The following is a 13192-nucleotide window of genomic DNA, read 5'->3' as shown; positions in this document are numbered from 1 at the left end:
CAGGATGGGCCGGCCCGGGATCGGCCGCGCCGACCGGCTCAGGGCCAGGAGGAGTCCTGCTCGGGGTCGGCGCCCTGCGACAGCAGCCGGACGTCGGACTCGACCATCATCGTGACCAGCTCCTCGAAGGTCACCGCGGGCTCCCAGCCGAGCTGGACGCGGGCCTTCTTGGGGTCGGCGCACAGCAGGTCCACCTCGGCGGGCCGGTGCAGCGTCCGGTCGGCGACCACGTAGCGCTCCCAGTCGAGCTGCGCCGCCTCGAACGCCGCGACGACCAGTTCGCGCACCGAGTGCGTGCGGCCGGTGCCGATGACGTAGTCCTCCGGGGTGCCGGCCCGCAGCATCAGCCGCATGGCCTGGACGTAGTCCCCGGCGAACCCCCAGTCGCGGCGGGCCTCGAGGTTGCCCAGCCGCAGCTCCGAGGCCAGGCCGAGCTTGATCCGCGCGACGCCCAGCGTCACCTTGCGCGTGACGAACTCGGCGCCGCGCCGCGGGGACTCGTGGTTGAACAGGATGCCGGAGACGGCGAACATGCCGTAGGACTCGCGGTAGTTCTGGGTGAGGAAGTGCCCGTACGCCTTGGCCACGCCGTAGGGGGAGCGCGGGTGGAACGGCGTGCGCTCGTTCTGCGGGGTCTCGCGCACCTGGCCGAACATCTCCGACGAGGACGCCTGGTAGAACCTGATCTGGCCTGAACCGGAGGCGCGCGAGGAGGTGATGCCCGAGCAGACCCTGATCGCCTCCAGCATGCGCAGCACGCCCATGCCGGTCACCTCGGCCGTCAGTTCGGCCTGCTCCCAGGACATCGGCACGAACGAGATGGCGCCCAGGTTGTAGACCTCGTCGGGCTGGACGCGCTCCACCGCGCTGATCAGCGAACCCTGGTCGAGCAGGTCCCCCCGGACGAGCTGGACGTCCTGCAGCAGCCGGCGCACGCGCGAGACCCGCGGGTTGGCCTGGCCGCGCACCAGGCCCCAGACGTCGTAGCCCTGGTCGAGCAGATGCTCGGCGAGGTAGGAGCCGTCCTGCCCGGTGATGCCAGTGATCAGCGCACGCCTGGCCAACGGGTCCTCCTTGTTCTCCGGGCTCGGCGGCTCGCGCGGCCTCACCCGAACTGTGAGCTGTAAGACGCGAATGTACCGCCAAGGGGTGCGTCGAGCGCCATGGGCTGCCGAGGCGCTACCCCTCCACCTCGGTAGAACAGGTTCTACCGAGTGACGTTCGGTAACTCTAACGTCCCAGCTCGTGAGGTGTGAGAGCCGTTTGGGGCCTAATTCCACATTAGGTGCTGGTTCACACCTAGATGGTAGGCTTCGCGGCTAAGATCGGCTTTGCGGTGTGCCCGGGCGGCGACCGCCGAGCACCGCTCTCGAAAGGGGTGTCCGTGGAGGTTCCAGACGACCAGCGGGAGCGGGAACCGGGCAGGCTGCGGGTCGCCCTCCTGTCGTACCGGAGCAAGCCCACCTGCGGCGGCCAGGGCGTCTACCTGCGCCACCTCAGCCGCGAGCTGGTCGCGCTCGGACACTACGTCGAGGTCTTCTCCGGCCCGCCCTACCCGGAGCTGGACGAGGGCGTCGTGCTCACCAAGGTGCCGAGCCTCGACCTGTACCGCGACGAGGACCCCTTCCGCACCCCCGCCCGCGACGAGTACCGCGACTGGATCGACGTGCTCGAGGTCGCCACGATGTGGACCGCCGGCTTCCCCGAGCCGCTGACCTTCAGCCTGCGCGCGCTGCGCGAGCTGAAGAAGCGCCGCGGCGACTTCGACGTCGTCCAGGACAACCAGACGCTCGGCTACGGCGTGCTCGGCATCCAGAAGCTCTTCCCGGTCGTCGGCACCATCCACCACCCGATCAGCGTCGACCGGCGCATCGAACTGGAGGCCGCGCCGCTGCGCAAGCAGCTCTCGATGCGCCGCTGGTACGGCTTCGTCCGCATGCAGAGCATCGTCGCGCCCCGCCTGAAGCCGATCCTCACGGTCAGCGAGTCGAGCCTGGCCGACATCCACCGCGACTTCAACGTCCCGCAGAGCAGCATGCGGCTCATCCCGCTCGGCGTTGACACCCGGTACTTCCACCCGCGCCCGCACCTGCCCAGGCGCAAGGGATCGATCGTCGCCGTGGCCAGCGCCGACTCGCCCATGAAGGGCGTCGCCACCCTGCTGCGCGCGGTCGCCAAGCTCGCCACCGAACGCGACGTCAACCTGACGGTGGTCAGCAGGCCGACGCCCGGCGGGCCCACCGAGAAGCTCGTCCAGGAACTCGCGCTCGGCGACCGGGTGCGGTTCGTGCACGGCATCAGCGACGACGAGCTCGGCGAGCTGATCGCGACCTCCGAGATCTCGGTGGTGCCGTCCCTCTACGAGGGCTTCTCGCTGCCCGCCGTCGAGCACATGGCCTGCGCGACCCCGCTGGTCGCCAGCCGCACGGGCGCGCTGCCCGAGGTGGTCGGCGACGCCGCCGTCCAGGTCGCCCCCGGCGACCCCGAGGAGCTGGCCGCGGTGCTGCGCCGCCTGCACGACTCACCGCAGGAGCGCGAGCGGATCGGCCGGGCCGGATACGACCGGGTGATGGAGCGCTATACCTGGCACGTGGTCGCCAAGCGGACCGTCGAGGCCTATCACGAGGCCATCGAGGCCCGCAGGAAAGGGGAGCGGTAAGTGCTGACCGTCGACTTCGGCAAGCTTCCGGTCGGACCCGGGGTACGGGTGCTGGACCTCGGCTGCGGCGGCGGCCGCCACGCCTTCGAGGTGCTGCGCCGCGGCGCCGACGTGGTGGCCTTCGACCAGGACGCGGCCGAGCTGGAAGGCGTCGCGAACATGTTCGCCGCCATGGACAAGGCCGGCGAGGTGCCCGCCGAGGCCACCGCCGAGACGGTGACCGGCGACGCGCTGGCCATGCCCTTCCCGGACGCCTCCTTCGACCGGGTGATCGCGGCCGAGGTGCTGGAGCACATCCCCGACGACATGACGGCGATGCGCGAGATCCTGCGGGTGCTCAAGCCGGGCGGCCGGGCGGCGATCACCGTGCCGAGCTTCCTGCCCGAGCGCATCTGCTGGGCGCTGTCGGAGGACTACCACACCGCGCCCGGCGGCCACGTCCGCATCTACACGCTGGCCGAGCTCACCGCCAAGCTCAAGTCGACGGGCTTCGTGGTGGGCCCGCACCACCACGCCCACGGCCTGCACTCGCCGTACTGGTGGATCAAGTGCGCGGTCGGCGTGAACGACGACGACCACCCGCTGGCCAAGGCCTACCACGAGCTGCTGGTGTGGGACATCATGAAGCGCCCGCCGCTGACCCGGGTCGCCGAGTCCCTGCTCAACCCCCTGATCGGCAAGAGCGTGGTGGTCTACGTCCGGAAGCCGGCATGACCGAACCGGTCTCGACGGGCGCCGTCCCGGCGGTACCGGGCATCATCACCGCAGAACAGGTCCTCGCGACCGCGCGCAGCATCGCCGCCGTCCAGCAGCCTGACGGCGGCGTGCCGTGGCCGGAAGGGCACGTCGACGCCTGGAACCACGTCGAGTGCCTGATGGCCATGAGCGCCGCCGGGCTCACCGCCGAGGCCAGGAAGGGCTACGACTGGCTGGCGCGGCGCCAGCGCGACGACGGCTCCTGGCCGATGAAGATGGTGCGCGGCGCGGCCACCGAGGCGAACGGCGAGAGCAACCACGCCGCGTACCTCGCCGTGGGCGTGCGCCACGAGCTGCTGGTCACCGGGGACGAGCACTTCGCCCGCGCGATGTGGCCGGTCGTCAGGAAGGCGCTGGACTTCGTCGTCGGCCTGCAGACGGCCCGCGGGGAGATCGTCTGGGAGCGCTCGGCCGCCGGAGTCCCCGCGCAGTACGCCCTGCTGACCGGGTGCTCGTCGATCTACCAGGGACTGCGCTGCGGCGTGCTGCTCGGCGAGCACCTGGGCGACCCCCAGCCCGACTGGGAGCTCGCCGCCGACCGGCTCGGACACGTGCTGGCCGCCCACCCCGAGGCGTTCGCCGACAAGAGCCGCTTCTCGATGGACTGGTACTACCCCGTGCTGGGCGGCGCGGTGCGCGGGACCGACGCGCTGGTGCGGCTGGAGGAGGAGTGGGACACCTTCGTCGTCCCCGGCCTCGGCATCCGGTGCGTGTCCGACCAGCCGTGGGTGACCGGAGCCGAGTCGTGCGAGCTGGCGCTCGCGCTGGACGCGGCCGGCGAGCGGGAGCGGGCCCTCGCCGTCTACCGCGACATGCAGCACCTGCGGCACGACGACGGCTCGTACTGGACCGGCTGGCAGTTCGTGAACGGGGCATGGTTCCCGCACGAGCAGTCCGCCTACACCGCCGCCGCGGTCGTCCTGGCCGCCGACGCCCTCTCGGGCGCCACACCGGCGTCCTCGCTGTTCCGCGACGCGGGCCGCTTCGCCGTCCCGGTGATCGACCCCGACGCCTGCGGCTGCTCCCCCGCCTCCAGCCGCACCTGACCGCCGCCGAAAGGCGGTCCGGGGAACCGTGACGCCTGCGCCCGGGGGCTCGCCGCCATATTGAAGACTTGCCTTATATAAGGCATGGCTGATACACATTACTCGTGCATGCGTTCGATGTGCTCGGCGACCCGGTGCGCCGCAGGATCCTGGAGCTGCTGCTCGCCGACGGAGAGAAGACCTCCGGCGCGGTGAGCGCGGTCATCCAGGATGAGTTCGGCATCTCACAGCCGGCCGTCTCACAGCACCTGCGGGTGCTGCGCGACGGCGGGTTCGCGACGGTGCGCCCCGAGGGCGCCCGCCGCCTCTACGCGGTCAACCTCGACCCGCTTCGCGACATCGACGCATGGCTCGACCGCTTCCGGCGCTACTGGACTCCGCATCTGGACGCGCTGGCGACAGAGGTGGCCCGCGGCAAGCGCGAACGCCGGCTCCGCGGCCCAGACCAAGAACCAAGGCAAGGAGATACCCGATGATCGACGTCAACCAGCAGATCAACGCCGTCCGGCGGCAGGTCGGCTCCCGTGTGATCGAGGCCGGCGAGGCCGTCACCGTCACCATCGCCCAGACCTACGACACCACCGTGGAAGAGCTGTGGGAGGCCTGCACCGACCCCGAGCGCATCGCCCGGTGGTTCCTGCCCGTCTCCGGCGACCTGCGCCTGCACGGCCGCTACCAGTTCGAGGGCAACGCGGGCGGCGTCGTCGAGCGCTGCGACCCGCCGAAGGGCTTCTCTGCCACCTGGGAGTTCGGCGGCAACGTGAGCTGGATCGAGGTCCGCCTGACCCCCGAGGGCGACGGCCGCACCCGGTTCGAGCTGGAGCACATCGCCCTGCCCGAAGACCACTGGGAGCAGTTCGGCCCCGGCGCGGTCGGCATCGGCTGGGACATGGGCCTGGTCGGCCTGGCCCTGCACCTGTCCAGCGGGCAGCCCGTCGACCTCGCGGCCGGAGCGGCCTGGGCGGCCTCCGAGGAGGGCAAGACCTTCACGGCGCTCAGCAGCGACCGCTGGGCCGACGCCGACATCGCCGCCGGCACCGACGAGGCCAAGGCCCGCGCCGCGGCCGCGCGCACCACGGCCGCCTACACCGGCGCCCCGGCCCCCGACGCTCCCGCCGAGTCCTGAGCTCAGGCCTCGGTCACCGACGTCCCGACCTCAGCGCACGGGAGTCCGTCCGTGGCGCGGGAGGGCGCTGACGCCGCCACCTCGTCGCCTCTCCGTCCTGTTCGTCCTGTTCGTCCTGTTCGTCAGGCGGAGAAGCCGACGCGCTGGAGCACGCGCAGCGAGCCCTCGGCCGCGACCTCCTTGAAGTCGCCGGAGGCCAGCGCGCGCTCGAAGACGCGGAGCGGAGCCTGGCCGCCGTCGGCGGGGTCGGGGTAAATGTCGTGGAACACCAGGGCCCCGCCCACCATGACGTGCGGCGCCCAGCCCTCGTAATCGCTGGTCACCGGCCCCTCGGAGTGCCCTCCGTCGATGAACAGCATCGCCAGGCGGGTGTTCCAGTAACGGGCCACCGTCTCCGACCGTCCCACGACGGCGATGACCTCCTCCTCCAGCCCGGCCTTGGCGATGGCCGCCCGGAAGAAGGGCAGCGAGTCCATCTTCCCGAACCGCGGGTCCATCAGGGTGGGGTCGTGGTGGGCCCAGCCGGGCTGGATCTCCTCCGAGCCGCGGTGGTGGTCGACGGTGAAGACGACCGACCCGACCTGCCGGGCGGCGGCGCCGAGGTAGATGGCCGACTTGCCGCAGTAGGTGCCGATCTCGCAGATGGGACCGAGGGATCCGTACGTGTACGCGGTCTCGAAGAGGGCCTGGCCCTCGTTGGAGGGCATGAAGCCCTTCGCGCGCTCGGCCACGTGACGCAGGTCCGCCGGCATGGACACGTGAGTCATGATTTTTCCTCTATGTGCGGCCAATGCGGATGCACCCTATCTATCAACACCGCAGCCGCCTGAAAGGTGCCCCCCTTCCCCACCCAAACCCCACCGAATAATGTTCCAGTGAGCCTCTCTCGGGTGGGGGGGTGGGGGCGCATCCTGTGCCGATCATGGCCGCGGCCGGCACCGCGATGATCACCGCCGGAGGCGGGCGCGCCCAGGTCGGCTGCGCACCACACCACGCACGCACCACGCACCCGGAGGCCCATCACGACTCCGCGCCCGGGCCCACACCTTTGACCGACCGGAAGAGCCACGTCAACCGGGGGCGCTCACCTCGAACCAGACGGTACGGCCGGTCTCGTCCTCCCGCACGCCCCAGGCGGAGGCGATGTGCTCGACCAGCCACAGCCCCCGGCCGTTGTCGCTCTCGGAGCCGGCCTCCCGGACGCATGGCGCACCGTCCCGCGATCCCTCGTCCAGCACGTCGACGCGCAGGGAGTGGCCGTTGTCGGTGACCGTCAACGCGACGAGCCCGTTCGGGCGGCGACCGGAGTCCGAGTACCGAACGGCGTTGGTCACCAGTTCGCTGACCAGCAACAGCACGTCGTCGACTTCGGCCCATCCCGCCGCCCCCAGCAGCTCGCGCACGAAGGCCCGCGCCACCGGCACCGAGATCACCCGGCCTGGCAGATGGACGCCGCCGAGCAACCCGACCGTCCTCACTGCGCCACCTCCCAGACCCGGTCGGCCGCGTCGTCCGCCAGCGCCCGGACCCGGTGGGCGCGCCCGCGCCCCCAGGTGAAGAACCACCTGCCGTCGAGCGCGACGGCCATGATCCTCACCGGGCCGGGCATCCGGGCAAGCAGCAGAACGGGCTGTTCCCGGCTCGGCACCTCGATGGCCACCCCGAGCCCCCGTTTCCGCAGGTCCCAAGCGAGCCGTACCAGATGAATGAACTGTTGTTCTTGCGGCGCGGGAGATGCTGCCACCTTGCGACCCCTCCATAACGGCCGATACTGCGAACGGCAAGACGGTCACGTTCGGTCGCGGCTAACATACTGACTGTCACGAAGCCGTATTGGCAAGGTGCCAAAAACAACTTCCCACTCATCCATCTGTGTCCTTGTGGAACTCCCTCCGGGACCGTCCGACCGCTGTGAGGTGACAGCGTTGACCGCTGGAAGCAGCCCCACCGTCAGGCGGAGAAGACTCGCCGCCGAGCTTCGCCGCCTGCGCAAGGAGGCGGGACTGACCGCCGAGACCATCGCCGAGAAGCTGGAGATCGACCCTTCCTGGATCAGCCGCATCGAAACGGGACGACGGCGCATCCGCCCCATCGACCTGCGCGCCCTCCTCGATGTCTACGACGTCCAGGGCACGGCCAGGGAAGAGCTCCTCGTCCTGGCCCGGCAGGCACGACAGCGCGGCTGGTGGCACACCTACGGCGACGTGATCCCCGAGTGGTTCCAGATCTTCGTCGGCCTCGAAGCCGAAGCCGCGGAGCTGCGCAGCTACGACCCAGAACTGGTGCCCGGCCTCTTGCAGACGCCGGACTACTACCGGGCCTACATCAGCACGGCTCCGATGGCCACGAGCCAGGAGGAGATCGACCGGAAGATCGACTTCCGGATGGCCAGACAGGCGCGCCTTACGGCCCCCGACCCCTTCCGCCTCTGGGTCATCATGAACGAAGCCGCGCTCCGTCGCCCCATCGGGACTGGCCTCACCATGCGGGCACAACTAGATCATCTGACCGGCATGTCGGAACGGCCGAACATCACGGTGCAGATCCTCCCGTTCACCGCTGGACCGCATCCGGCCATGGACGGCGGGTTCGTCATCCTTGCCTTCCCCGAGGCTCCCGATCCGGATGTCGTCTACGTGGAGAACCAAGTAGGCAGCCTGTATCTAGAGGAGCCTTCTGCGATTGATCGATATAACCTGGTCTTCAACCACCTGCGAGCGAAGGCCCTCGATCCCGATCGCAGCCGAGGTCTGATCGCTCAAGCGGCGAAGGAAGCGTGATGACCCATGAGTGTTCTCCGCTCTCGGTTACAGACCGATCCGTTCAGTCCCGAATGGCGCAAGAGTAAGTACAGCAACAACGGCGGCAACTGCGTTGAGGTGGCCAGACTGGACACCGGGTCGACGGTCGGCATCCGGGACAGCAAGGTGCAAGGCCCCGCCGTCCTGTTCGTCCCCTCCCTCGAGTTCGCCGCCTTCCTCCAAGGCGTACGCTCCGGCACCCTGGGCCCCTGACCCTCACGCCGTAACCTCGCATGGTCGGGTCACATCCCGCTCGACCATGCGACCATGCACTATCAAGAACATTCGTGACGCTGGTCAGGGTGGTGGACCCACCCGTTGCCCATGCCGCCACTCTTGAATGCCGCGCCCACCCGACCTCACCGCCTCCGGCGGCGACGGTCGCGGCGTGACGAGCGGGGCCACACGCTCCGCTCGACGGGAGTGCGACGCCGCCGGGCCCGCCGTAGCGGTCGCCAGGTGGGCGGTCCGCTCGACGGGAGTGCGACGCCGCCGGGCCCGCCGTAGCGGTCGCCAGGTGGGCGGTCCGCTCGACGGGAAGCGACGCCGCCCGGGTTCACCGTGGCGGGCGTCAGGCGTCTTGGCAGTGTTGGAAGGATGCCGCCTGGCCCACGAGGACTCCGTCTTCCACCAGGTTCCACATCGTCACGTTCTCGATCCAGAAGCGGCGTCCGGACTTGGCGATGCGCTGTCCCCGGTAACCGGTCGCGAAGCCGTCGCGGTGGACGGCGTCCAGGAGCCACTGGCGGTCCTCCCGCCGGTCGGGTTCCGCCGACAGGCGGGAGGGCATGCCGACGAACTCCTCCCAGTCGTATTCGAAGCATCGCTGGGCGGCGAGGTTCGCGTAGGTGAAGCGGGGGTCGTCCCCAGCGTCGTGTGCCAGCACCCCGAAGGGCGCGTCCTCGTACAGCCAGCGCGCCGTGGTATCGGGGCCTACCAGCGGGGTGCCGACCAGGCGCAGGTGACAGCCCGCCAGCAGGTCGAAGAAGTGGGAGTTCACCGGACAAACCGTTCTTTTAGTGCATTTCCGGTGCAAATGGTAGGGCATCGGGAAGCGCCCCCAGACGGCGAGACCGCCGTCGGCGGCCGCCGGCTCAACCGCCGCCGACTTGTCGGCGTGCTCTCAGGCTCGGACGTATGGCCGAGGAGGCAGCCCCATCGCACTCCCACTGGCCAGGGCGTCCTCAAGGTAGGGTGCATCTACGTAGATGGCATCTACATAGGAGGGGCATGCCGAGGACGGCGTTCGTCGGGCGCGGGGCGGAGCTGGGAGCTCTGGGGAAGCGACTGGAGCGCGTACGGGCCACGGGCGCCGGCGCCGCGGTCGCGATCCGGGGGCGCCGCCAGGTCGGCAAATCACGGCTGGTGCAGGAGTTCTGCGATCGCGCGCAGGTGCCCTACTTCTTCTTCACCGCCACCAAGGGCATGTCTCCGGTCGAGTCCGTCGACGCCTTCTGCGCCGAACTGCGTGAGTCCCCGTTGCCCGCCCGACCCGAGGCCGTGCCCCAGGCGGGCGCCGGCAACTGGCCCGACGCGTTCCGCATCCTTTCGACGACGCTTCCCGATCACCCGTCGGTCGTGGTGATCGACGAGGTGCCGTGGCTGGCCGAGCAGGACGAGTTGTTCGACGGCGCCTTGCAGACGGCGTGGGACAGGCTGCTGAGCGACCGGCCGGTCCTGTTGCTGCTGCTCGGCAGCGATCTGCACATGATGGAGCGCTTCACCGCCTACGACCGTCCGTTCTTCGGCCGGGCGGACGCCATGGTCCTCGGGCCGCTGAACCCCGCCGAGACCGCCGACGCGCTCGGGCTGAGCGGCGCCGACGCCATCGACGCCTATCTCACCTCCGGCGGTCTGCCGGGCATCCTCCGCGCCTGGCCGCACGGCACCCCCGCCCTGGAGTTCATCCGGCAGGAGTGCGCCGATCCGGCCTCCCCGCTCTTCAACGTCCCCGAGGCGTCCTTGCTCGCCGAGTTCCCCACGCCTGATCAGGCCCGCCGGGTCCTGGAGGCGGTGGGCAGCGGGGAAAGGACACAGGCGAACATCGCGGCGACGGCCGGGGGACGCCAGGGCGCTCTGGCCTCCGGCTCTGTTTCCCCCCTCCTGCGCCGCCTGACCGAAGAGAAGCGCGTGCTGGCCGTTGAGGAGCCCTTGTCGACGCAGCCGGGCAAGCCCCCCCTCTACCGGGTGGCCGATCACAACCTGCGCCTGTATCTCGGGGTTCTGCGCGCCGCCGCCGAAAGGTCGCGACGCGGCCAGTTGGACGCCGCGGTCAAGCTCGTCGAACGCCGCTGGTCCTCACTGCGCGGTCGCGCGGTCGAGCCGGTGATCCGGGAGGCGCTGACGATGGCCGCCGCGGCCGAGCGCCTTCCGTGGGACGACGTGGAGGCGGTGGGAGGGTGGTGGAACCGGCGCTTCGACCCGGAGGTGGACCTCGTGGGCGCCGACCGGGCGCCGGTCGCACGTCATGTGCGCTTCGCCGGTTCGATCAAGTGGCTGGGCACGGCCTTCGACGCCCATGACCTGCACCGGCTTCGTGAGTCCGCCGCCCAGATCCCCGGCCACGACTCGGGCGGGCTCGTCGCGGTGTCCCTGTCGGGGGTCGTTTCCGGGCTGGATCTGGACCTGGTGTGGGGGCCGGACGACGTCGTCGCGGCCTGGAGGTAGGCACCGTTGGGGGTGACCGGCGGGCGATCCGAACAATGTTCCGTCGGGCCCTTGTCGGGTGCGGTGGAACGTGTTCTACTTCCTGGGTGAACCAGCGTGCTCGCATAGTGATGTCCGATGACGAGGTGGAGGCGTTCCTGCGGGAGTCGCGGAAGTTCCAGCTCGGGACGATCAACGCGGACGGGACGCCGCACATGGTGACGATGTTCTACGGGCTCACCGAGGGCCGGCTGACGTTCTGGACCTATGGCAAGGCCCAGAAGACGCGCAACCTCGCCCGCGACCCTCGCGCGTCCTGCCTGGTCGAGGCCGGCGACGACTACGCCGAGCTGCGGGGCGTCCTGCTGTACGGCACGACGCGCCTGGTCACCGAGCCGGAGGCCGTCCTGGACATCGGCATGGACATCACCAAGCGCATGACAGGACTGACCGACGCCGACGTGACTCCGGAGCTTCGCGGGTACGTCGAGCACACCGGCCGCAAGCGCGTCGCCTACATCGTCGAGCCGACCCGGGTGGTTTCCTGGGACCATCGCAAGCTTTCGGCGCCCGCCACGGCCTAATCTCGGCTGTGAAGGGTCCGTATTGCGAGGAAGGCTCCGATGAAAATCAAGGTCGACTACGACGTCTGCGAGGCCAACGCGGTCTGCATGGGACTGGCCCCCGAGGTCTTCGAAGTGGACGACGACGACAACCTGCACGTTCTGCTCCCCGAGCCCCCGCCGGAGATGCTCGACCGCGTGCGCCACGCGGTCCGATCCTGTCCCAAGGCCGCGCTCTCCCTCGAGGACGAGTAGGCCGAACCTCAAGGAGGTCCCCCCATGCGAGCCGCCCTGCTGCACGCCGTCGGTGACGACAAACTCGACATCCGCGACGACTTCACCCTCACCCCGGTGGGGCCGACGGACGTCCGGGTGAGGATCAAGGCCACCGGCGTCTGCCACTCGGACCTGTCGGTGCTGACCGGCGTGCTGCCGATGCCCCTGCCGGTGATCCCGGGACACGAGGGCGCGGGCGAGGTCGTGGAGGTCGGGGACCACGTCACCACCGTCCAGCCCGGCGACCACGTGATCATCAACTGGACGCCGGCCTGCGGCACCTGCCCCAACTGCCTGGTCGGCCAGCCGTACCTGTGCATGACCTACGTCATGGAGAGCTTCACGCTGGCGCGGTTCCGCTACGGCGGCGAGAGCTCCGCGTTCGGCATGGCCGGCTGTGGCACGTGGGCCGAGGAGATCGTCGTCCCCTGGCAGGGCGCGATCAAGGTCGACCCGGAGGTGCCGTACGAGGTGGCGGCGCTGATCGGCTGCGGCATCACCACGGGCGTCGGCGCGGCGATCAACACCGCGAAGGTCCGTCCGGGCTCCAGCGTGGCCGTGATCGGGTGCGGCGGCGTGGGCCTGTCGGTCATCCAGGGGGCCCGGGTGTCGGGCGCGACGACGATCCTGGCGGTGGACCCGCTCGAGTCCAAGCACGCCCTGGCCAAGAAGGTCGGCGCGACGCACGCCTGCACCCCCGACCAGCTCATGGGCGCCATCGGTGAGCTGACAGGGGGACGCGGGTTCGACTACGGCTTCGAGGTGGTCGGCAAGTCGGCGTCGATCATGTCGGCCTGGCAGGCCACCCGCCGGGGCGGGGACGTCATCGTGGTCGGGGCCGGCGCCATGGACGACACGGTGCCGCTGTCGGCGTTCAGCCTCCTGTTCGAGGGCAAGAACCTGCTCAGCTCGCTGTACGGGGGCAGCGACGTGCGCCACGACTTCCCGTTCTTCGCCGAGTTGTGGAAGGCCGGGAAGCTCGACCTGGAGAGCATGATCAGTTCGCGGATCAAGCTCGCCGACCTCAACGACGCCGTCGCCGCCCTGCGGTCCGGCGAGGTGCTCCGCCAGATCGTCGTCTTCGACTGATCCCCTCCCCCTCGGCGGCGCCACCGGCCGGTGGCGTCGCCGAAGGCGTGCCCGGAGGGCGGGTCAGTCTGAGGAGAAGGCGGCGTCGAAGGCGGCGGTGGGCGGGGTGATGGCGTTGAGGCCGCGGACGTAGGCCAGGGCCTCGGGGGCGCCGGCCAGGCGGTCCATGCCCGCGTCCTCCCATTCCACCGAGATCGGCCCGTCGTAGCCGATGGAGTTCAGCGCCCGGA

16 protein-coding genes and 1 pseudogene are annotated in these 13192 nt (G+C 70.2%); 11 read left to right on the top strand and 6 right to left on the bottom strand.

The window, feature by feature from the left end:
* Positions 1-38: 38 nt before the first annotated feature.
* Positions 39-1064: a GDP-mannose 4,6-dehydratase gene (locus tag ACFQSB_RS36065; RefSeq protein ID WP_354847053.1), complete on the bottom strand. Its 1026-nt coding sequence runs from the start codon at positions 1062-1064 to the stop codon at positions 39-41.
* A gap of 320 nt (positions 1065-1384) precedes the next feature.
* On the opposite strand from ACFQSB_RS36065, the gene ACFQSB_RS36060 reads away from it, so the two are divergent.
* The 5 genes from ACFQSB_RS36060 (at position 1385) to ACFQSB_RS36040 (ending at position 5587) form a co-directional block, all read left to right on the top strand.
* Complete coding sequence (locus tag ACFQSB_RS36060) at positions 1385-2659, top strand: glycosyltransferase family 4 protein (protein WP_380831472.1); 1275 nt, start codon at positions 1385-1387, stop codon at positions 2657-2659.
* A complete protein-coding gene (locus ACFQSB_RS36055; protein WP_354928069.1) occupies positions 2660-3373 on the top strand; it encodes a class I SAM-dependent methyltransferase in 714 nt (237 codons plus the stop codon).
* A complete protein-coding gene (locus ACFQSB_RS36050; protein WP_380831470.1) occupies positions 3370-4461 on the top strand; it encodes a prenyltransferase in 1092 nt (363 codons plus the stop codon). The genes ACFQSB_RS36055 and ACFQSB_RS36050 overlap by 4 nt, the downstream gene beginning before the upstream one ends.
* Before the next feature lie 104 nt (positions 4462-4565).
* The gene (locus tag ACFQSB_RS36045; protein WP_380831468.1) at positions 4566-4937 is read left to right on the top strand and encodes an ArsR/SmtB family transcription factor; all 372 of its coding nucleotides are present in this window, start codon (positions 4566-4568) and stop codon (positions 4935-4937) included.
* Positions 4934-5587, top strand: coding sequence for an SRPBCC family protein (locus ACFQSB_RS36040; protein ID WP_380831466.1), 654 nt, complete (start codon positions 4934-4936; stop codon positions 5585-5587). Before ACFQSB_RS36045 ends, ACFQSB_RS36040 begins: the two co-directional genes overlap by 4 nt.
* A gap of 122 nt (positions 5588-5709) precedes the next feature.
* On the opposite strand, the gene ACFQSB_RS36035 is transcribed toward ACFQSB_RS36040, so the two are convergent.
* From ACFQSB_RS36035 to ACFQSB_RS36025, 3 genes are all read right to left on the bottom strand, one after another.
* On the bottom strand, positions 5710-6354 hold the full coding sequence (locus tag ACFQSB_RS36035) for a class I SAM-dependent methyltransferase (RefSeq protein WP_354847036.1): 645 nt from the start codon (positions 6352-6354) through the stop codon (positions 5710-5712).
* Positions 6355-6657: 303 nt separating this feature from the next.
* Positions 6658-7065 (bottom strand): ATP-binding protein, encoded by a 408-nt coding sequence (locus tag ACFQSB_RS36030; RefSeq protein ID WP_380831464.1) that lies wholly within the window; start codon positions 7063-7065, stop codon positions 6658-6660.
* On the bottom strand, positions 7062-7331 hold the full coding sequence (locus tag ACFQSB_RS36025; protein ID WP_380831462.1) for a hypothetical protein: 270 nt from the start codon (positions 7329-7331) through the stop codon (positions 7062-7064). Before ACFQSB_RS36025 ends, ACFQSB_RS36030 begins: the two co-directional genes overlap by 4 nt.
* Before the next feature lie 172 nt (positions 7332-7503).
* Between ACFQSB_RS36025 and ACFQSB_RS36020 the strand changes: the two genes are divergently transcribed.
* Together ACFQSB_RS36020 and ACFQSB_RS36015 are read left to right on the top strand one after the other, a co-directional pair.
* Positions 7504-8367: a helix-turn-helix domain-containing protein gene (locus ACFQSB_RS36020; protein WP_380831460.1), complete on the top strand. Its 864-nt coding sequence runs from the start codon at positions 7504-7506 to the stop codon at positions 8365-8367.
* 6 nt (positions 8368-8373) lie between these two features.
* On the top strand, positions 8374-8601 hold the full coding sequence (locus ACFQSB_RS36015; protein WP_380831459.1) for a DUF397 domain-containing protein: 228 nt from the start codon (positions 8374-8376) through the stop codon (positions 8599-8601).
* Positions 8602-8959: 358 nt separating this feature from the next.
* On the opposite strand, the gene ACFQSB_RS36010 is transcribed toward ACFQSB_RS36015, so the two are convergent.
* The gene (locus ACFQSB_RS36010; protein WP_380831457.1) at positions 8960-9388 is read right to left on the bottom strand and encodes an MEKHLA domain-containing protein; all 429 of its coding nucleotides are present in this window, start codon (positions 9386-9388) and stop codon (positions 8960-8962) included.
* A gap of 230 nt (positions 9389-9618) precedes the next feature.
* On the opposite strand from ACFQSB_RS36010, the gene ACFQSB_RS36005 reads away from it, so the two are divergent.
* From ACFQSB_RS36005 to ACFQSB_RS35990, 4 genes are all read left to right on the top strand, one after another.
* Positions 9619-11055, top strand: a complete 1437-nt coding sequence (locus ACFQSB_RS36005) for an AAA family ATPase (protein ID WP_380831455.1) — start codon at positions 9619-9621, stop codon at positions 11053-11055.
* Positions 11056-11141: 86 nt separating this feature from the next.
* On the top strand, positions 11142-11618 hold the full coding sequence (locus ACFQSB_RS36000; protein WP_380831454.1) for a pyridoxamine 5'-phosphate oxidase family protein: 477 nt from the start codon (positions 11142-11144) through the stop codon (positions 11616-11618).
* A 39-nt stretch (positions 11619-11657) separates the two neighbouring features.
* Positions 11658-11852 (top strand): ferredoxin, encoded by a 195-nt coding sequence (locus ACFQSB_RS35995; protein ID WP_354847011.1) that lies wholly within the window; start codon positions 11658-11660, stop codon positions 11850-11852.
* Positions 11853-11876: 24 nt separating this feature from the next.
* Positions 11877-12962 carry a Zn-dependent alcohol dehydrogenase gene (locus ACFQSB_RS35990; RefSeq protein WP_354847009.1) on the top strand — a complete coding sequence of 362 codons (1086 nt, stop codon included), beginning with the start codon at positions 11877-11879 and terminating at the stop codon, positions 12960-12962.
* Between the two features lie 63 nt (positions 12963-13025).
* On the opposite strand, the pseudogene ACFQSB_RS35985 reads toward ACFQSB_RS35990, so the two are convergent.
* A pseudogene (locus ACFQSB_RS35985) lies at positions 13026-13192 on the bottom strand (sugar phosphate isomerase/epimerase); the annotation flags it as partial.

It is taken from the genome of Sphaerisporangium rhizosphaerae (assembly GCF_042665155.1).
Classification (GTDB): domain Bacteria; phylum Actinomycetota; class Actinomycetes; order Streptosporangiales; family Streptosporangiaceae; genus Sphaerisporangium; species Sphaerisporangium rhizosphaerae.
This window is presented reverse-complemented; position numbering and strand designations above follow the sequence as displayed.

Coding starts and splice junctions, on each gene's coding strand:
- ACFQSB_RS36040 (WP_380831466.1), top strand. CDS start 4,934: ATGATCGACGTCAACCAGCAGATCAACGCCGTCCGGCGGCAGGTCGGC.
- ACFQSB_RS36035 (WP_354847036.1), bottom strand. CDS start 6,354: ATGACTCACGTGTCCATGCCGGCGGACCTGCGTCACGTGGCCGAGCGC.
- ACFQSB_RS36015 (WP_380831459.1), top strand. CDS start 8,374: ATGAGTGTTCTCCGCTCTCGGTTACAGACCGATCCGTTCAGTCCCGAA.
- ACFQSB_RS35990 (WP_354847009.1), top strand. CDS start 11,877: ATGCGAGCCGCCCTGCTGCACGCCGTCGGTGACGACAAACTCGACATC.
- ACFQSB_RS36050 (WP_380831470.1), top strand. CDS start 3,370: ATGACCGAACCGGTCTCGACGGGCGCCGTCCCGGCGGTACCGGGCATC.
- ACFQSB_RS36005 (WP_380831455.1), top strand. CDS start 9,619: ATGCCGAGGACGGCGTTCGTCGGGCGCGGGGCGGAGCTGGGAGCTCTG.
- ACFQSB_RS35995 (WP_354847011.1), top strand. CDS start 11,658: ATGAAAATCAAGGTCGACTACGACGTCTGCGAGGCCAACGCGGTCTGC.